Source organism: Streptomyces sp. AC627_RSS907, assembly GCF_019049165.1.
In genome coordinates, this window is sequence record NZ_JAGMUE010000027.1 from 126418 (window position 1) to 143616 (window position 17199).

At 71.5% G+C, this 17199-nt stretch carries 16 protein-coding genes; 2 read left to right on the forward strand and 14 right to left on the reverse strand.

Annotated features, from left to right (window positions below; all coding sequences use genetic code 11):
* Nucleotides 1–83: 83 nt before the first annotated feature.
* From KUM32_RS08100 to pgsA, 14 genes are all read right to left on the reverse strand, one after another.
* On the reverse strand, nucleotides 84–632 hold the full coding sequence (locus KUM32_RS08100) for an adenine phosphoribosyltransferase (RefSeq protein WP_217141114.1): 549 nt from the start codon (nucleotides 630–632) through the stop codon (nucleotides 84–86).
* The gene (secF, locus tag KUM32_RS08105) at nucleotides 629–1750 is read right to left on the reverse strand and encodes a protein translocase subunit SecF (RefSeq protein ID WP_217141115.1); all 1122 of its coding nucleotides are present in this window, start codon (nucleotides 1748–1750) and stop codon (nucleotides 629–631) included. Before secF ends, KUM32_RS08100 begins: the two co-directional genes overlap by 4 nt.
* A 3-nt stretch (nucleotides 1751–1753) precedes the next feature.
* Nucleotides 1754–3556, reverse strand: coding sequence for a protein translocase subunit SecD (secD, locus tag KUM32_RS08110; protein ID WP_217141116.1), 1803 nt, complete (start codon nucleotides 3554–3556; stop codon nucleotides 1754–1756).
* Nucleotides 3557–3688: 132 nt separating this feature from the next.
* Complete coding sequence (yajC, locus tag KUM32_RS08115; protein ID WP_217141117.1) at nucleotides 3689–4192, reverse strand: preprotein translocase subunit YajC; 504 nt, start codon at nucleotides 4190–4192, stop codon at nucleotides 3689–3691.
* A 187-nt stretch (nucleotides 4193–4379) separates the two neighbouring features.
* Nucleotides 4380–5453, reverse strand: a complete 1074-nt coding sequence (gene ruvB / locus KUM32_RS08120) for a Holliday junction branch migration DNA helicase RuvB (protein WP_217141118.1) — start codon at nucleotides 5451–5453, stop codon at nucleotides 4380–4382.
* A 44-nt stretch (nucleotides 5454–5497) separates the two neighbouring features.
* Nucleotides 5498–6103 (reverse strand): Holliday junction branch migration protein RuvA, encoded by a 606-nt coding sequence (gene ruvA, locus KUM32_RS08125; protein WP_217141119.1) that lies wholly within the window; start codon nucleotides 6101–6103, stop codon nucleotides 5498–5500.
* Nucleotides 6100–6684 (reverse strand): crossover junction endodeoxyribonuclease RuvC, encoded by a 585-nt coding sequence (gene ruvC, locus KUM32_RS08130; RefSeq protein WP_217141120.1) that lies wholly within the window; start codon nucleotides 6682–6684, stop codon nucleotides 6100–6102. Before ruvC ends, ruvA begins: the two co-directional genes overlap by 4 nt.
* A 120-nt stretch (nucleotides 6685–6804) precedes the next feature.
* A complete protein-coding gene (locus tag KUM32_RS08135; protein ID WP_217141121.1) occupies nucleotides 6805–7557 on the reverse strand; it encodes a YebC/PmpR family DNA-binding transcriptional regulator in 753 nt (250 codons plus the stop codon).
* Nucleotides 7558–7604: 47 nt separating this feature from the next.
* Nucleotides 7605–8213, reverse strand: coding sequence for a pyridoxal 5'-phosphate synthase glutaminase subunit PdxT (pdxT, locus tag KUM32_RS08140; RefSeq protein ID WP_217141122.1), 609 nt, complete (start codon nucleotides 8211–8213; stop codon nucleotides 7605–7607).
* A 32-nt stretch (nucleotides 8214–8245) separates the two neighbouring features.
* Nucleotides 8246–9157: a pyridoxal 5'-phosphate synthase lyase subunit PdxS gene (pdxS, locus tag KUM32_RS08145; protein WP_217141123.1), complete on the reverse strand. Its 912-nt coding sequence runs from the start codon at nucleotides 9155–9157 to the stop codon at nucleotides 8246–8248.
* Between the two features lie 158 nt (nucleotides 9158–9315).
* A complete protein-coding gene (locus KUM32_RS08150) occupies nucleotides 9316–9858 on the reverse strand; it encodes a hypothetical protein (RefSeq protein ID WP_217141124.1) in 543 nt (180 codons plus the stop codon).
* A 165-nt stretch (nucleotides 9859–10023) separates the two neighbouring features.
* On the reverse strand, nucleotides 10024–11187 hold the full coding sequence (locus KUM32_RS08155; RefSeq protein ID WP_217141125.1) for a glycosyltransferase family 4 protein: 1164 nt from the start codon (nucleotides 11185–11187) through the stop codon (nucleotides 10024–10026).
* Complete coding sequence (locus KUM32_RS08160; protein WP_217141126.1) at nucleotides 11184–12113, reverse strand: phosphatidylinositol mannoside acyltransferase; 930 nt, start codon at nucleotides 12111–12113, stop codon at nucleotides 11184–11186. The genes KUM32_RS08155 and KUM32_RS08160 overlap by 4 nt, the downstream gene beginning before the upstream one ends.
* The gene (gene pgsA, locus KUM32_RS08165; RefSeq protein WP_217141144.1) at nucleotides 12110–12835 is read right to left on the reverse strand and encodes a phosphatidylinositol phosphate synthase; all 726 of its coding nucleotides are present in this window, start codon (nucleotides 12833–12835) and stop codon (nucleotides 12110–12112) included. The genes KUM32_RS08160 and pgsA overlap by 4 nt, the downstream gene beginning before the upstream one ends.
* A gap of 206 nt (nucleotides 12836–13041) precedes the next feature.
* Between pgsA and KUM32_RS08170 the strand changes: the two genes are divergently transcribed.
* Together KUM32_RS08170 and KUM32_RS08175 are read left to right on the forward strand one after the other, a co-directional pair.
* Nucleotides 13042–15249, forward strand: a complete 2208-nt coding sequence (locus KUM32_RS08170) for an elongation factor G-like protein EF-G2 (protein ID WP_217141127.1) — start codon at nucleotides 13042–13044, stop codon at nucleotides 15247–15249.
* A 221-nt stretch (nucleotides 15250–15470) separates the two neighbouring features.
* The gene (locus tag KUM32_RS08175) at nucleotides 15471–17132 is read left to right on the forward strand and encodes a hypothetical protein (RefSeq protein ID WP_217141128.1); all 1662 of its coding nucleotides are present in this window, start codon (nucleotides 15471–15473) and stop codon (nucleotides 17130–17132) included.
* The last annotated feature ends 67 nt before the right edge of the window (nucleotides 17133–17199 follow it).

A 17199-nucleotide genomic window follows, 5' to 3' on the forward strand; every position in this document is an offset into this window, starting at 1 on the left:
TGTGAGGGCCTTCAACCGGAGAAACGCCTGAGGCGGGCACCGGAATTCCTCCGGTGCCCGCCTCCGCCGTGCGACGAGGGCTGTCAGACCGTGAGCAGCGCCCTGAGCGGTGCCCCGGCCAGGGCCGGCTCCAGGCGGGCCCGTCCGCCGAGGAAGCCCAGCTCCATCAGGACGGCGAGGCCGGCGACCTGCGCGCCCGCCCTGCGGATCAGCTCCAGCGACGCCTCAGCGGTGCCACCGGTGGCGAGGACGTCGTCGACGACCAGTACCCGGTCGTCGGCGGTCAGGTCCTCGGCGTGCACCTCGATCTCGGCGGAGCCGTACTCCAGGTCGTACGCCTGGCTGAGGGTGGCTCCGGGGAGCTTGCCCGCCTTGCGTACGGGGACGAAGCCGAGCCCGGCCCGGACGGCGACCGGGGCGCCGAGGATGAAGCCCCGGGCCTCCAGGCCGATGATCTTGGTGGCGCCGGTGTGCTCGGCGACCTCGGCGAAGGCGTCGGTGAGCGCGGTGAACGCCACGGGGTCCGCCAGGAGCGGGGTGATGTCCTTGAACACCACGCCCGGCTCCGGGTAGTCCGCCACGTCCCGGATCCGGCTGAGCAGCAGCTCCGTGAGGTCGGTCGTCCCGGTCATCGGCGCTTCCCCGAGGGCCGGCCGCGGCCCCTGGCACGGGACCCGGGCTGGTTGCGCGGACCGACGACCGCGGCGGCCTCGTCCTCGGGCCCGTCGTCGGCGTACGGCCCACCGTCGACGGCTGACTCCGCCGGCTCGCCCTTGGCCGCGGCCTGGGCGCGCTTGGCGAGTACGCGCTTCTTGAGGGCCTTCATCTGCGGCTCGGCCTCCTTGAAGTCGGCGACGAGCGGCGTGGCGATGAAGATCGACGAGTACGCGCCCGCGGCGAGGCCGACGAACAGCGACAGCGAGATGTCGTTGAGCATGCCGGCGCCGAGGACACCACCACCGATGAACAGCAGGCCGGCCACCGGCAGCAGGGCGACCACCGTGGTGTTGACGGAGCGGACCAGGGTGCTGTTGATCGAGCGGTTGGCGATCTCGGCGTAGGTCCAGCGGGTCTGTTTGGTGACGTCCTTCGTCTGCTCCTTGAGGCTGTCGAAGACGACGACCGTGTCGTAGAGCGAGTAACCGAGGATGGTCAGCAGACCGATCACCGTGCCCGGCGTGACCTCGAAGCCGACGAGGGCGTAGATGCCGACCGTGATGGTGATGTCGTGGATGAGCGCGACGAACGCGGCGAGCGCCATGCGCCACTCGAACGCGATCGCCAGGTAGATCACCACCAGGACCATGAAGATCCCGAGGCCCTGCCAGGCCTTGTTCGCGATCTGGTCACCCCAGCTGGGGCCGACCAGCTCGGCGTTGATCTTCTCCGCCGGGACGTCCAGGTCCTTGGAGAGCTTGTCCTTGATCTGGTCCGACGCCGAGGTGTCGGTGCCCGCGATCTGGATGCGGAGGCTGCCGTCGCCGAGCTTCTGGACGATCGCGTCGTGGCCGGAGGCGTCTTCCGCGTAGGTCTCCGCCTGGGACACGGAGGCGGACATGTTCTTCGGGGTGGTGAAGACCGCGCCGCCCTGGAACTCGATGCCCATGTGCAGGCCGCGCACCGCCAGGCCGACGATGGCCGTGATGGTGATGAGGATCGAGATGCCGTACCAGAGCTTGCGATTCTTGACGAAGTCATAGCCGACCTCGCCATGGTGCAGTCGGGCGCCGAGGTTGCCGAGCTTCGACATCTCTCACGCCTCCTTCGGGTCGACAGGGCCGGCGGGGCGGGAGGGACGGTGGGAGCGGCGCAGCGGCGGCTTGGCACCCAGGCTCTTCGGGTCGAGGCCGGACCACTTGTGACCGCTCGCGAAGAACTTGCGCCGGGCCATCAGCGTCAGCAACGGCTTGGTGAAGAGGAACACCACCACCACGTCGAGCAGGGTCGTCAGACCCAGGGTGAACGCGAAGCCCTGCACCTTGCCGACGGTGACGATGAAGAGCACCGCGGCGGCGAGGAAGGACACGAAGTCGGAGACCAGGATGGTGCGCCGGGCGCGCGGCCAGGCCCGCTCGACGGAGGGCCGCAGCGAGCGGCCTTCGCGGATCTCGTCGCGGACGCGTTCGAAGTACACGATGAACGAGTCCGCCGTGATGCCGATGGCGACGATCGCACCGCAGACGGCCGGCAGGTTCAGCGCGAAGCCGATGGTCGGACCGAGCAGCGACATGATCACGTACGTGAGACCGGCGGAGACCAGCAGCGAGGCGACGGCGATGAACGACAGGCCGCGGTAGTACACCAGCAGGTAGATGACGACCAGCGCGAGGCCGATCGCGCCGGCGATCAGTCCGGCCCTGAGCTGCTCACCGCCGAGCGCGGCGGTGACGGTGGTGACGCTGTCCTCCTTGAAGGTCAGCGGCAGAGCGCCGTAGGACAGCATGTTGGAGAGGCCCTGGGCCTCCTCCTGGTCGAAGTTGCCGGAGATCTCCGCGTTGCCGCCGGTGAGCGCCTGGCTGACGTACGGATCGGAGACGACCTCGTTGTCCAGGACGATGGCGAACTGGTTCTGCGGGGACTGGTTCTTCGCCAGCTTGCCGGTGATGCTCGCGAACTTCTCGGCGCCCTTGTCCGTGAACTCCATGGTCACGGTCCAGCCCGCGGCGGTCTGCGTGTTGAAGACGGCCTCGGCCTTGTCGACGTCCGTGCCGTCGACCTCGGCGGGGCCGAGGATGTACTTCTGCCACTGGCCCTGGGCGTTCTGGCCGCAGGCCACCGTCGAGTCGCCGGGCTTCGCTCCGTCGCCGGCCTTGGCGCGGGCCGCCTCGTCGGTGCAGTCCAGCGCCGCGTACTGGGCCTGGAGCTTGGTGGTCGCGTCGTCGCCGGAGGCACTGGTGCCCGGGGACGGGGAGGTGCCGTCGGAGGCCTTGGCGGACGGGCTGGGGTCGGCCTTCAGCGCGTCGCTGGCGGCGCGGCCCTGGGGGCTGGCGCTCGCCGACGAGGAGCCGGACGGGGAGGAACTCGCCTTGTCCTTGTCCGTCGCCTTGTCGCTGGCGTTGTCCGTGGCCTTGTCGGTGGCCTTGTCGGTCGCCTTGTCCGAGGCGCCGCCGGTGGCGCTGGGCGAGGGGCTGCCCGGCGCGGCGGCGCCGGAGAGCTCGGTGGCGACGACGGGACGGAAGTAGAGCTTGGCGGTGGTGCCGACCTGCTCCCGTGCTTCCTTCGAGTTCATCCCCTTGGGGATGTTGACGATGATGTTCCGGTCGCCCTGGGTCTGGACCTCGGCCTCGGAAACACCCAGACCATTGACACGGCGGTTCATGATCTCGACCGCGGTGTCCATGTTGGTCTTGTTGATCGCGGACTCCTGGCCCGCCTCCGGCACCGCCCGGAGCGTGATGCTGGTGCCGCCGGCCAGGTCGATACCGAGACGCGGAGTCGTGTGACCGGAGAGGAACATGCCTCCGGTGAGCGCCACGATGGCGATCAGGATCAGGGCCAGCGAGCGCCCGGGCTTACTCTGAGCGCTCGCATTCTTTCCCTTTTTAGGTGCTACCACCTTTGCGTACTCCCTCTCGGGCCGCTTCGCGCCGGGTAGGCGTCACCGGCGGCCATCACATGGTGTCGGGATCCGTGCGCGCCGCGCGTCGCACGAGGGGCACGGGAACGACCCGCGCGCCCCGGAGCGCGGCTACTTCGCCTCGGAACCGCCGTCGGACTTCTTCGCCTGCTCGTCCGTCTTCGCCTCGGCGGGAGCGGCGTCGGCCGTCGGCTCGTCGTCCGCGTCCTTCTTGCCGAGGTCGACGGGCTTGTCGTCGGAGGCGGCGGCAGCGTCGTCGGCGGAGGCGTCGGTCTCGGTGAGGGAGGAGGCATCGTCCGGGACGATGTCGGCGTCGGACTTCAGGTCGTGCTCGATGCCGTGGACGATGCGGTTGTACTCGTCGTCGGAGAGGACGGCACCGATGGAGTTCTTGGCGAAGAGCAGCTCGACGCCCGGGCCGGCGTCGAGGAGGACCGTGTCCTCGTTGACCTCCTTGACCGTGGCGTACATGCCCCCGATGGTGCGGACACCGGAACCGGGCTGCATCTGGTTCCGCATGTCGGCGGCCTGCTGCTGCTTCTTCTTCGCCGACCGGGTCATCAGGAACATGGCCCCGATGAGCACGATGAACGGGAGGAGGGTCACGAGACTCACGGGTCGGTACTTCCTTCACACGACCGCGGTGGTGAGCGGCCTGATGGTTGGGGGTGTGTACGCCGCCGGACAAGGGCGGCATCGGCGGAGTCTAAGCGAGTCCGCGCGCATGGAACAACGCTCAGCATCGCACCGGGGTTCCTGCTCCGGCGAATGCGCTCGCCGTGCCGGGGCCGTCACGGGGCTGTCACGCCCCGAACAGGTCCGGTTGTCCGTTTCCGGCGTTCTGCGAACGCGGCGGGGTCAGGCCGAGGTGCGTCCACGCCGCCGGGGTCGCGACCCGTCCGCGCGGGGTGCGGGCCAGCAGGCCCTCCCGCACGAGGAAGGGTTCGGCGACCTCTTCCACTGTCTCACGCTCCTCCCCCACGGCGACGGCGAGCGTGGACAGGCCCACCGGGCCGCCCCCGAACAGCTTGAGCAGGGCCTCCAGCACGGCCCGGTCCAGGCGGTCCAGGCCCCGGGCGTCGACCTCGTACACCGCGAGGGCCGCCGCGGCGATCTCCTGGGTGATCAGGCCGTCGGCCTTGACCTGGGCGTAGTCCCGGACCCGGCGCAGCAGACGGTTGGCGATACGGGGCGTGCCACGGGAGCGGCCGGCGATCTCGGCGGCGCCGGCGGCGTCGATCTCGACGTCGAGCAGGCCCGCCGAGCGGTGGACCACGCGTTCCAGTTCGGCCGGTCCGTAGAACTCCATGTGCGCGGTGAAGCCGAAGCGGTCGCGCAGCGGGGGCGGCAACAGGCCCGCGCGCGTGGTGGCGCCGACCAGGGTGAACGGGGGCAGTTCCAGGGGGATCGCGGTGGCGCCCGGTCCCTTGCCGACGATGACGTCGACGCGGAAGTCCTCCATCGCCATGTAGAGCATCTCCTCGGCGGGCCGCGACATGCGGTGGATCTCGTCGAGGAAGAGGACCTCGCCCTCCTGGAGGGAGGACAGGATCGCCGCGAGGTCGCCGGCGTGCTGGATGGCGGGGCCGGAGGTGATGCGGATGGGGGCGCCCATCTCGGCCGCGATGATCATCGAGAGGGTCGTCTTGCCGAGGCCGGGCGCGCCGGAGAGCAGCACGTGATCGGCGGTCGCACCGCGCGCGCGTGCGGCACGCAGCACGAGGTCGAGCTGCTCGCGGACCTTCTCCTGGCCGATGAACTCGCCCAGGTCCTTGGGGCGCAGGGCGGCCTCCACCGCCTGGTCCTCGCCATCGGCGACGGGGCCCACCAACCGCTCGGCGGCGGCACCGGTGTCGGTCGTGTCGTCCCAGTTCATGTCGTGTGCCTCGGGGTCGGGGGTGGCGGTTGGGCGGGCGCGGTTCAGCGGGCGCGGTTGAGGGTCTGCAGGGCCGCCTTCAGCAGCTGCCCCACCTGGGGCGTGCCCTCGGCGGCCTCCGCCTGGGGCGCCACGGCGGAGACGGCCTCGTCGGCCTCGCGGGTCGCGTACCCGAGGCCGATCAGGGCGGCGTGCAGCTGGTCGCGCCAGCCGGTGGTGACCGGGGCGCCGACGACGGGGGCGCCGACCGGCTCGCCGAGGCGGTCCTTCAGCTCCAGGAGCAGCTTCTGCGCGCCCTTCTTGCCGATGCCGGGGACGGCGGTGAGCGCCTTCTCGTCGCCGGTGGAGACGGCTCTGCGCAGGGCGTCGGGGCTGTGCACGGCGAGCATCGCCTGGGCCAGGCGGGGGCCGACGCCGCTGGCGGTCTGGAGGAGCTCGAACACCTGGCGCTCGTCGTCGTCGGCGAATCCGTACAGGGTGAGCGAGTCCTCGCGGACGACGAGGGAGGTGGCGAGCCTGGCGGGCTTGCCCGGACGGAGGGTGGAAAGGGTGTTCGGCGTGCACTGGACGGCCATGCCGACGCCGCCGACCTCGACCACCGCGGTGTCGGGGGAGAGGGCGGCGACGGTACCGCTGACGAAGGCGATCATGCCGTACGGCCTTTCGGTGCGTGCGGGGATGTCGAAGACCGGGGGGCTTTGCGGCCCCCGGCTCCGTTCGATGCGTGCAGGGCCACGGCCTGCTGGAGGCGGTTCTGCGCGGGGGCGCGCCAGATGTGGCAGATGGCGAGCGCGAGGGCGTCGGCGGCGTCGGCGGGCTTCGGGGGCGCGGCGAGCCGCAGCAGACGGGTGACCATGGCACCGACCTGCGCCTTGTCCGCTCGACCACTGCCGGTGACGGCGGCCTTGACCTCGCTGGGGGTGTGCAGGGCGACCGGGATGCCGCGGCGGGAGGCGCACAGGATCGCCACGGCGCTGGCCTGGGCGGTGCCCATGACCGTACGGACGTTGTGCTGGCTGAAGACGCGCTCCACCGCCACGTACTCCGGCCGGTGCTCGTCCAGCCACCGCTCGATGCCCTGCTCGACGACGACGAGGCGGTGGCCGAGGTCGGCGTCCGCGGGTGTGCGGACGACGCCGACACCGACCATGGTGAGCGGTCTGCCCGCGACGCCCTCCACGACGCCGACCCCGCAGCGGGTCAGCCCCGGGTCCACCCCCAGTACGCGCACGCCGTGGTCCCCTCTGCTCGATCACCTGTTTGTGCAGGCTATCGGGTGCCACCGACAACGGCGGCGGGCCGGGGGACGTGTCCCTCCGGCCCGCCGGACATCGCCGTGCACGCGGGAGCGCTACGCGTCGACCTTCTCCATGATCTCGTCGCTCACGTCGAAGTTGGCGAAGACGTTCTGCACGTCGTCGCTGTCCTCCAGGGCGTCGATCAGCCTGAAGATCTTCCGGGCGCCCTCCTCGTCCAGCTCGACCTGCATGGTCGGGACGAAGTTGGCGTCGGCGGACTCGTAGTCGATGCCGGCGTCCTGGAGAGCGGTGCGGACCGCGACCAGGTCGGTGGCCTCGCTGAGGACCTCGAAGCTCTCGCCGAGGTCGTTGACCTCCTCGGCGCCCGCGTCGAGGACGGCGCCGAGCACGTCGTCCTCGCTCAGCTCGCCCTTGGGGACGATCACGACGCCCTTGCGGTTGAACAGGTACGACACCGAGCCCGGGTCGGCCATGGAGCCGCCGTTGCGGGTCATGGCCACGCGGACGTCGGAGGCGGCGCGGTTGCGGTTGTCGGTGAGGCACTCGATGAGCACCGCGACACCGTTCGGGCCGTAGCCCTCGTACATGATCGTCTCGTAGTCGGCGCCACCGGCCTCCAGGCCGGCACCGCGCTTGACCGCGGAGTCGATGTTCTTGTTCGGCACCGACTGCTTCTTCGCCTTCTGAATGGCGTCGTACAGCGTCGGGTTGCCGTCGATGTCGGCACCACCCATGCGGGCCGCGACCTCGATGTTCTTGATCAGCTTCGCGAAGAGCTTGCCGCGCTTGGCATCGATGACGGCCTTCTTGTGCTTCGTCGTGGCCCATTTAGAGTGGCCGGACATCTGCCTGTCTCCTTCGCGTAACCCGTCTTTGAACGAACGCAGGAATCCTACAAGGACTCCGCCGCCCCTTTCGCGCGCACCATGTCGGCGAAGAGGCGGTGTACCCGGTGGTCACCGGTCAGCTCCGGGTGGAACGACGTGGCCAGCGCGTTGCCCTGACGGACGGCGACGATGTGGCCGTCGTGCTCGGCGAGCACCTCGGCCCGGACGCCCACGGACTCCACCCAGGGTGCGCGGATGAACACGCCCTCCACAGGATCGCCCTCGACGCCCTTGACGGTGACGGCCGCCTCGAAGGACTCGTTCTGCCGGCCGAAGGCGTTGCGGCGCACGATCATGTCGATGCCGCCGACGGTCTCCTGCCCCGAACGCGGGTCGAGGATCTTGTCGGCCAACATGATCATGCCGGCGCAGGTGCCGTAGACGGGCAGGCCGTCGCGCACGCGCGCGCGAAGCGGCTCCATCACTCCGAACAGGACGGCCAGTTTGGAGATGGTGGTGGACTCGCCGCCGGGCAGGACCAGGCCGTCGACCTCGGCGAGTTCTTCGGGGCGCCTGACCGGCCTGGCCACGGCGTCGGCCGCGGCCAGGGCGACGAGGTGCTCCCGTACGTCGCCCTGGAGGGCCAGGACGCCGATGACGGGGGTGTCGCTCATCGGTTCGGTGTCCTCGTCTCGGTGTCCTCGTCCTACCAGCCGCGGTTGGCGTAGCGCTCGGCCTCGGGGAGGGTGTCGCAGTTGATGCCGACCATCGCCTCTCCGAGGTTGCGGGACGCGTCCGCGATGACCTTCGGGTCGTCGTAGAAGGTGGTCGCCTTCACGATGGCCGCGGCGCGCTTGGCCGGGTCGCCGGACTTGAAGATGCCGGAGCCGACGAAGACGCCCTCGGCGCCGAGCTGCCGCATGAGCGCGGCGTCGGCCGGGGTGGCGACGCCGCCCGCGGAGAAGAGGACCACCGGGAGCTTGCCCAGCTCGGCGACCTCCCTGACCAGCTCGTACGGGGCGCGCAGCTCCTTGGCGGCGGCGTACAGCTCGTTGTTGTCGTAGCCGCGCAGCCGGGCGATCTCGTTCTTGATCTGACGCAGGTGGCGCACGGCCTCGACGACGTTGCCGGTGCCGGCCTCGCCCTTGGAGCGGATCATCGCGGCGCCCTCGGCGATGCGGCGCAGGGCCTCACCGAGGTTGGTGGCCCCGCACACGAAGGGGGTGGTGAAGGCCCACTTGTCGGAGTGGTTGACCTCGTCGGCCGGGGTGAGGACCTCGGACTCGTCGATGTAGTCGACGCCGAGGGACTGCAGCACCTGGGCCTCGACGAAGTGGCCGATGCGGGACTTGGCCATCACGGGGATCGACACCGCGTCGATGATGCCCTCGATCATGTCCGGGTCGGACATGCGGGCCACGCCGCCGTCCTTGCGGATGTCGGCCGGGACCCGCTCGAGGGCCATGACGGCCACGGCTCCCGCGTCCTCCGCGATCTTCGCCTGCTCCGGCGTGACCACGTCCATGATCACGCCACCCTTGAGCTGCTCGGCCATGCCGCGCTTCACGCGGGCGGTGCCGGTCTCGGGGGCCTGGTTTTCGGAGAACGTGCTGGACACGGGTACCTCGCTGAGGGAAATGGGAGTCTCTGCAGCACCGAGGAAACGCGAGGAGAGCAGGCCACAGCAAGGGCCAATGGGAAGGCGGTGGATCCTTTTCGCGCCGCGCCCGGCGGAGTCCCGCTACGCCGCCCGGCCCTGGTGGAGCGGGCGGCCCGCTATGCCGCCCGCTCCACCAGGGCCGTCGGCGGCTCGTCGTCCATCTCGAAGGCCAGCGGGAAGGGGGCGTGTCCGGCGAGGCGGAACCAGCGGACCTTGCGGTGCTCGCGCAGCCTGCGCGCGGCTCCCACCGCGTCGTTGTGGAAGCGCCGGGCCATCGGAACGCGCCGTACGGCCTCGGCCAGCTCGTGGGCCGCCTCCTCTCCCCCGGGTGCCTCACGGAGGGCGTCCACCTGCTGCGGATCGGCCAGCACGGCGCGCAGGGCCTGGCTCAGCTCGCTCTCGGCGACCTCCCGCTGCTCCTCCTCCGCCTGCCGGGCGGCGTGCGCGGCCTCGTACAGGACGATCGAGGCGGCCGGGTCCAGGACCCCCGAGGTGGCCAGTTCCTGGGCCACGGACGCCCTGCGCAGCAGCTGGGCGTCGAGCGCGGCGCGGGCGGCGTCGATCCGGGCGTGCAGCCGGTCCAGCCGTCCGGCCGTCCAGCTCAGGTACAGGCCGATCGCGACGAGGACGACCAGGATCCAGATCAGGGTTGCGGTCACGGGCCGCAAGCCTACGGGGGCGCTCCGCCGGGCTGCTCGGGTGCCTCGTCGTGGGCGTCACCGGGGGCTGCCGCCCCCGGGCACCCTCATCCGCCCGAACGGCCTCGCCCTCGGGTTCCGGACGGACGGGAGAGCCGGGGCGGGCTGGAAAGCGGCTCCCGGCGTTCAGTCCCGCGCCAGTCCGAATCGTGCCCTCAGTCCCGTCGCCCGGTCGTCCGTGGCCACCGCCGCCGCGCCCGCCGTCACCGTCTCGTAGACCGACAGGATGTCCGCGCCGACCGTGGACCAGTCGAAGCGCCGTACGTGGGCGCTGCCCCGCTCCCGCAGCGCGGCCCGGCGCTCAGGGTCCGCCAGCAGCCGCACCGCCGCGTCGGCCAGCGCGCCGGCGTCCTCGTTGGGGAACAGCTCACCGGCCGCCCCCTGGTCCAGGACCTGGGCGAAGGCGTCCAGGTCGGAGGCGAGCACGGGGGCGCCCGCCGACATGGCCTCGACGAGGACGATCCCGAAGCTCTCGCCGCCGGTGTTGGGCGCCACGTACAGGTCGACGCTGCGCAGGAAGCGGGCCTTGTCCTCGTCGCTGATCATGCCGAGGAACTCCACGCGGGAGCGCAGCTCCTTCGGCAGGCTCTCCACGGCCTCCTCCTCGTCGCCGCGCCCGGCGACCAGCAGCCGGGTCCCCGGGCGGGCCGCGAGGATCGCGGGCAGGGCCCGCATGAGCACCGGCAGGCCCTTGCGGGGCTCGTCGATGCGCCCTATGAAGCCGATCGTGTCCCCCTGCCACTCGGGCTTGGGCTCGGCGCCGGCGAAGAAGTCGACGTCGACACCGTTGGGGATGACGACCGCGTCCCCGCCCAGGTGCTCGACGAGCGTGCGCCGGGCGTACTCGCTCACCGCGATGCGGGCGCTGATCTTCTCCAGGGCGGCCTGGAGGATCGCGTACGCGGCGATCATCGCGCGGGAGCGCGGGTTGGACGTGTGGAAGGTGGCCACGATCGGGCCCTGCGCCGCCCAGCAGGTCAGCAGGCCGAGGGAGGGCGAGGTCGGCTCGTGGATGTGGATGACGTCGAAGGCGCCGTCGTGCAGCCAGCGCCGTACCCGGGCCGCCGAGAGGAAGCCGAAGTTCAGGCGGGCCACCGAGCCGTTGTACGGCACCGGAACCGCGCGGCCGGCCGAGACGACGTACGGGGGCAGCGGGGTGTCGTCGTCGGCGGGCGCGAGGACGGACACCTCGTGGCCGAGGCGGATGAAGTACTCGGCCAGGTCCCGGATGTGGAACTGGACGCCGCCCGGCACGTCCCAGGAGTACGGGCAGACGATGCCGATCCTCACGGGGCGCCCCGCTCCCGGGCCGCGGGGGCCCTGGCCGGATCCAGGTCCTTCAGCCACAGGCGCTGCAGCATGTGCCAGTCCTCCGGGTGGTCGGCGATCCCCGCGGCGAAGGCGTCGGCCAGCGCCTGTGTCATGGCGGACGTCTTCTCGGCCCGCGTACCGGACCCGGGTACCTCGACCGGCGGATGCACCCGGCCCCGCATGACGGGCGAGTCGTCGTACCAGAGCGTCACCGGCAGCAGCAGCGCGCCGGTCTGCTGGGCGAGCAGCGCGGGGCCGGCCGGCATGCGGGCGGTCTCGCCGAAGAAGCCGACCTCCACCCCGGAGGCGGACAGGTCCCGGTCGGCGACCAGGCAGACCAGGCCGCCGTCGCGCAGCCGCCTGGCGAGCGTGCCGAACGCCGTGCCGCCGCTGTGCGGCAGGACCTCCATGCCGAGGCCCTCGCGGTAGGCGACGAAGCGGTCGTAGAGGGTCTCCGGCTTGAGCCGTTCTGCGACCGTCGTGAAGGGGATGCCGAGTTTCGTGGTGACCCAGGCGCCGGCGAGGTCCCAGTTGGCCAGGTGCGGGAGGGCGAGGATCACGCCCCTGCCCGCGTCCAGGCCGTCGGTCAGGTGGTGCAGGTCATCCGGGGCGAAGCCGGCCTCGACGCGTTCGGCGCTCCACGCCGGGAGCCGGAAGGACTCCATCCAGTAGCGCAGGTACGAACGCATGCCCGCGCGGGAGAGCGCGGCGAGCCGCTGCGGGCTCGCGCCCGGCACCACGCGCGCGTAGTTGCCCTCCAGCCGCCGCACGCCCGCGCCGCGCTGTTTCCAGGCGAGGTCCGCGACGGTGCGGCCGAGGCGTACGGCGACCGGCTCGGGGAGCTTCTTCACGGTGCTCCAGCCGACGCCGTACAGGGCGTCGGCCAACCGCTCCCGAACGCTCACTTGGCCGCCTCGGTGCCCTGGCTCTCCTGCGCGGCGGCGTCCGCCTCGGCGGCCTCCCGGCGGACCGTGACGACGCGCTGGACCAGTGTGACGAGGCTGCCGACGGCGACGATCCACAGGGCGATCGGCAGCAGGTACTGGATGCCGGGAACGCCGAACTTGTGCAGCCCCGCGAAACCGGCCGCGACCAACGAGACGACGAGGCGCTCGGCGCGCTCGACCAGTCCGTTGACGGCGACCGGCAGGCCGATCGACTCGCCGCGCGCCTTGGTGTACGACACCACCTGGCCGCTCGCCAGGCAGAAGATCGACACGGCGCACAGCACGTTGTCGTCGCCGCCGCCCGCGTACCAGAGGGCGAAGCCGCCGAAGATCGCGCCGTCCGCGACCCGGTCCAGCGTGGAGTCCAGGAAGGCGCCCCAGCGGCTGGAGCGGCCGAGCTGGCGGGCCATGTTGCCGTCGACGAGGTCGGAGAAGACGAAGAGTGTGATCACCACCGTGCCCCAGAAGAACTCACCCATGGGGTAGAAGACCAGCGCACCCGCGACGACACCGGCGGTGCCGAGGAGCGTGACCGTGTCGGGGCTGACCCCGCGGCGGATGAGAAACGCGGCGAACGGTGTGAGGACACGCGTAAAAAATGCACGCGCGTACTTGTTCAGCATGGCCTTCCCGACGGTCGGTGTGGCCGCGCGGCCCTTGCTGGCCACCGGCTGGCCCATCGTAGTCACGCGCGCGGGTGGGTGACGGCCGGGCACCCCGCCCCCTGGTGGACGGCCGGTGGGCGGCGGGACCGGGCCCGTCGTATGGACGCGGCGTGTGGGGAGTGGAAAGCTCGAAGGACCGCGGGCGTCGCCGGAGCCGCCAGTGCACGCGGTCCCGCGTGTCCGCGCCCACAGTGACCTCACCGTGTACGGGAGGCAAGGACATGGGCGACAAGTCACACACCCACCCCGGAGCCGCCGGAAGGGCGACGGCGGCCGACCACCCCGCGTCCGTACGGAACGTGGTGCTGGTCGGCCACTCCGGGGCGGGCAAGACGACATTGGTGGAAGCTCTCGCCCTGACGGCGGGAGCGGTGAACCGGGCGGGCCGCGTGGAGGACGGCGGCTGCGTCTCGGACTACGACGAGATGGAGCACCGGCAGCACCGCTCCGTGCAGCTCTCCCTGGTGCCGGTCGAATGGGACGGCATCAAGATCAACCTCCTGGACACGCCCGGGTACGCCGACTTCGTCGGTGAGCTGCGGGCCGGTCTGCGCGCGGCGGACGCGGCCCTCTTCGTCGTCTCGGCCGCCGACGGGGTGGACGGGGCGACCCGCGCGGTGTGGGAGGAGTGCGCCGCCGTCGGCATGCCCCGCGCCATCGTGATCACGCACCTGGAATCCCCCCGCGCGGACTTCGAGGAGATGACGCGGATCTGCGCGGACGCCTTCGGCGGGGACGACCCCGACGCCGTACTGCCGCTCTACCTGCCGTTGCGCGGGCCGCAGGCCCCCGACGGGCACGCACCCGTGACGGGGCTCGTCGGGCTGCTGACGCGGAAGCTGTTCGACTACGCCTCGGGCGAGCGCGTGGAGTCGGAGCCGGGCGAGGAGCATCTGCCACAGCTCGACGAGGCCCGCGGCATGCTGATCGAGGGGATCATCTCGGAGAGCGAGGACGAGTCCCTCATGGAGCGGTACCTGGGCGGCGAACCGGTCGGCCTCGAGACGCTCGTCGAGGACCTGGAGCGGGCCGTGGCACGCGGCGTGTTCTTCCCCGTCCTGGCCGCCGCCCCCGCCGCCGACGGCGCCCGGCAGGGCCTGGGCACGGTCGAACTGCTGGAGCTGATCACCCGCGGCTTCCCCACGCCCCTGGAGCGGGAGGCGCCCCGGGTCACCACGCCCGAGGGCGTCGCGCGCGAACTGCGGATGTGCGATCCGGACGAGTCGCTGGTCGCTGAGGTCGTCAAGACGTCCTCCGACCCGTACGTCGGCCGGATCTCCCTGGTCCGCGTCTTCTCCGGCACCCTGCGCGCCGACCAGACGGTGCGCGTCTCCGGACACGGGCTGGCCGACCGGGGCCACGAGGGCCGTGCCCTCCACGAGGCGGACGAACGGATCGGCGCCCTGTCGACACCGTTCGGCAAGCAGCAGCGGCCGGTCCCGCACGTGATCGCGGGCGACCTGGCGTGCGTGGCCAAGCTCAGCCGCGCGGAGACCGGGGACACGCTCTCGGCCAAGGACGACCCCCTGCTCATGGCCCCGTGGGAGATGCCCGACCCCCTGCTGCCGGTCGCCATCGAGGCGCACAGCAAACCCGACGAGGACAAGCTCTCCCAAGGGCTGGCCCGGCTGGTCGCCGAGGATCCGACGTTGCGCCTGGAGCAGAACCAGGACACGCACCAGGTGGTCCTGTGGTGTCTGGGCGAGGCCCACGCCGATGTCGCGCTGGAGCGGCTGCGGGGCCGCTACGGCGTCCAGGTCGACGTCGTACCCCACCGGGTCTCCCTGCGGGAGACGTTCGGGAACCGGGCGACCGGGCGCGGACGGCACGTCAAGCAGTCCGGCGGGCACGGGCAGTACGCCATCTGCGAGATCGAGGTCGAGCCGCTTCCGGGCGGCTCGGGCATCGAGTTCGTGGACAAGGTCGTCGGGGGCGCGGTGCCCCGGCAGTTCATCCCGTCGGTCGAGAAGGGCGTCCGCGCACAGGCCGCCAAGGGCGTCGCCTCGGGCCATCCGCTGATCGACGTCCGCGTCACACTGCTCGACGGCAAGGCGCACTCGGTGGACTCCTCCGACGCCGCCTTCCAGACAGCCGGCGCCCTGGCCCTGCGGGAGGCCGCGGCCGAGGCGAGGATCCACCTGCTGGAGCCGGTGGCCGAGGTGAGCGTCCTGGTCGGTGACGACTACGTGGGCGCCGTGATGAGCGACCTGTCCGGACGGCGCGGCAGGGTCCTCGGCACCGAGCAGACGAACGCCGGGCGGACCCTGGTCCGGGCCGAGGTGCCCGAGATCGAGATCGGCCGGTACGCGGTGGACCTGCGCTCCCTCTCGCACGGCACCGCACGCTTCGCCCGCCGGTACGCACGGCACGAACCGATGCCCGGGCAGATCGCCGAACGGCTGCGCGAGGAGGTGCGGACGGCGTCCTGACGGCGCCTCGCGACCCCCGGCGCGGCACCGCCCGCGCCGTCGCGCACCCCCGGCGCGCGACGGCGCGCCTCGCGGGCAACCCGCGCGCGCACAGGCGCCTTTGGGCGTCCGGTGACGCATGCCGGTCCCGGCGGATACGCTGATGACCTGATCAACAGGTGTGCGGGGCAGGCAAGTCGGGAAGGCCGCAGGAGCGACAGTGGTGGCGATCGGGGGCGGGAATGACCGTTGACGGCGGTTACGCGGACTTCTTCGGACCGCAGGTGCCGCGTACGGACGACGGGGGGCAGACGGCCACCTTCGCGCTGGCCTCTGCCGCCTACCGGGACAACTCGATGGAGGAGATCAAGAAGGCCGACAACGAGTGGCACCAGACGACCGTCAACGCGGGCCGCTCCTGGGCCACGATCTTCCGTCCCAACCTCGGTGAGGCCTTCTCCCGCGCGGTCGCCGACCGCATGCTGGGCAGCGGCCGCAAGCCCCTCATCCAGTCCTTCGGAGCCGAGCCCCAGGTGGTCGTCGAGCACTGCCTGGCGGCCAACGGCATCCGCAAGGCGCGCGACGCCCGGCTGTCCACGGTGATCGTGCTGTGCGGCCTGCTGTTCCTGCCCGGCATGCTCGTCTGGCTGCTCGGCTTCCAGATCCGCACCACCGTCGCCAAGGCGGAGAACAAGCAGGCCGGCGCGCTGGGCACCGCCGTACTCGTGGCCATCGCCGCGCTGGCCGCGCTGTTCCTCGTCAAGATGCCCTTCTCCGGCTTCTGGGCCTGGTACGCGCGCGCCGCGGTCGTGATGCCCGTCATCGGCTGGTTCTGGGCCAAGCGGATCTGCGAGAGCACGGCGAAGGACCTGCGGGAGCGCTGGGACGGCCTCCTGTCGGGCAGCGGCGTCGGTGCCAAGGTGCCGGAGGCGGTGCCCAGCAACCCGGGCGAGACCGCGGCCGAGCAGTTGCGCCAGTCCCTGGCCAAGCTCGGCGCCGAGCAGCAGTCCAACTCCGTCTTCTACGCCGGCCCCAAGGGCATACTCGGCATGGGCACACGCTGGGGCAGCTGGCAGCTCGCCGAGGAGCTGGTGCCGGCCGACCCCACCCGGGAGATCCACCCCTTCCGCAGCTGGGACGTCATCCGGTCCATCCACGACCAGCTGCGCATGCTGGAGCGCGGCCCGTTGAACACCGGCGGCTTCACGACGCCCTCCATACGGCACTGGATCGTCACGCCGATCGGGGAGAACGCCAAGGCGGTGTCCCGACCGGAGGGCACGGACGTCGAGGCGTACCAGGTCAAGCCGCACGCGATACAGGACATCTGCAACAAGCAGCAGTTCGGTGCGGGCGACCGGCACTACCTGGGCGTCCAGTGGACGCTGTGGGACGGCCAGCTGGTCATCACCATGCTGATCACCGTCACCGTGCTCCACTCGACGCTGCGCATCGAGGTCACCGGTCACGCCCTGGGTCCTGTGAACTCCCTGTTCACCACCAAGCCGGAGGCTCCCTCCAAGGAGGTCGCCAAGTCGTTCAAGCCGTGGGAGACGCGCAAGATCATGCTCCCGCTGGTCACCGCCAACGAGGTGGTACGGCTGGCCGTCCGCGCCCCGCTCACCTGGTACCCGCCGCTGCTGAACTGGCTCGGCGGCACGATCGGGCTGCCGGAGCCGTTCGGGCTGCGGCACGCCTGGGCGGACCAGCCGTGGCGGCACCGCTTCATGGCGGACGACGCGCTGCGGGCCGCCGCACCGGTGCTGCGCGTGGTGCACTCGGCGGCGATCAAGGTGCTGGAGGAGAACGGCGCGGACACCGAGAAGTTCGGGTCGCGGTCGGCGTTCCTCAGTACGGCCGCGCAGGATCCGGCACCGCGGAAGGCCGACCTGTACGACGCGTAGGCCTCCGGCGGTTCGGCCGGAGGCGTGCGGGCACGTTCGGACGGGCTGATGGAGCGGCGCGAGCCGA

Excerpts from the sequence above, each read along its gene's own strand:
- KUM32_RS08100 (WP_217141114.1), bottom strand. The coding sequence starts at position 632 with ATGACCGGGACGACCGACCTCACGGAGCTGCTGCTCAGCCGGATCCGG.
- secF (WP_217141115.1), bottom strand. The coding sequence starts at position 1,750 with ATGTCGAAGCTCGGCAACCTCGGCGCCCGACTGCACCATGGCGAGGTC.
- ruvB (WP_217141118.1), bottom strand. The coding sequence starts at position 5,453 with ATGAACTGGGACGACACGACCGACACCGGTGCCGCCGCCGAGCGGTTG.
- ruvA (WP_217141119.1), bottom strand. The coding sequence starts at position 6,103 with ATGATCGCCTTCGTCAGCGGTACCGTCGCCGCCCTCTCCCCCGACACC.
- KUM32_RS08135 (WP_217141121.1), bottom strand. The coding sequence starts at position 7,557 with ATGTCCGGCCACTCTAAATGGGCCACGACGAAGCACAAGAAGGCCGTC.
- pdxT (WP_217141122.1), bottom strand. The coding sequence starts at position 8,213 with ATGAGCGACACCCCCGTCATCGGCGTCCTGGCCCTCCAGGGCGACGTA.
- pgsA (WP_217141144.1), bottom strand. The coding sequence starts at position 12,835 with ATGGGCCAGCCGGTGGCCAGCAAGGGCCGCGCGGCCACACCGACCGTC.
- KUM32_RS08170 (WP_217141127.1), top strand. The coding sequence starts at position 13,042 with ATGGGCGACAAGTCACACACCCACCCCGGAGCCGCCGGAAGGGCGACG.
- KUM32_RS08175 (WP_217141128.1), top strand. The coding sequence starts at position 15,471 with ATGACCGTTGACGGCGGTTACGCGGACTTCTTCGGACCGCAGGTGCCG.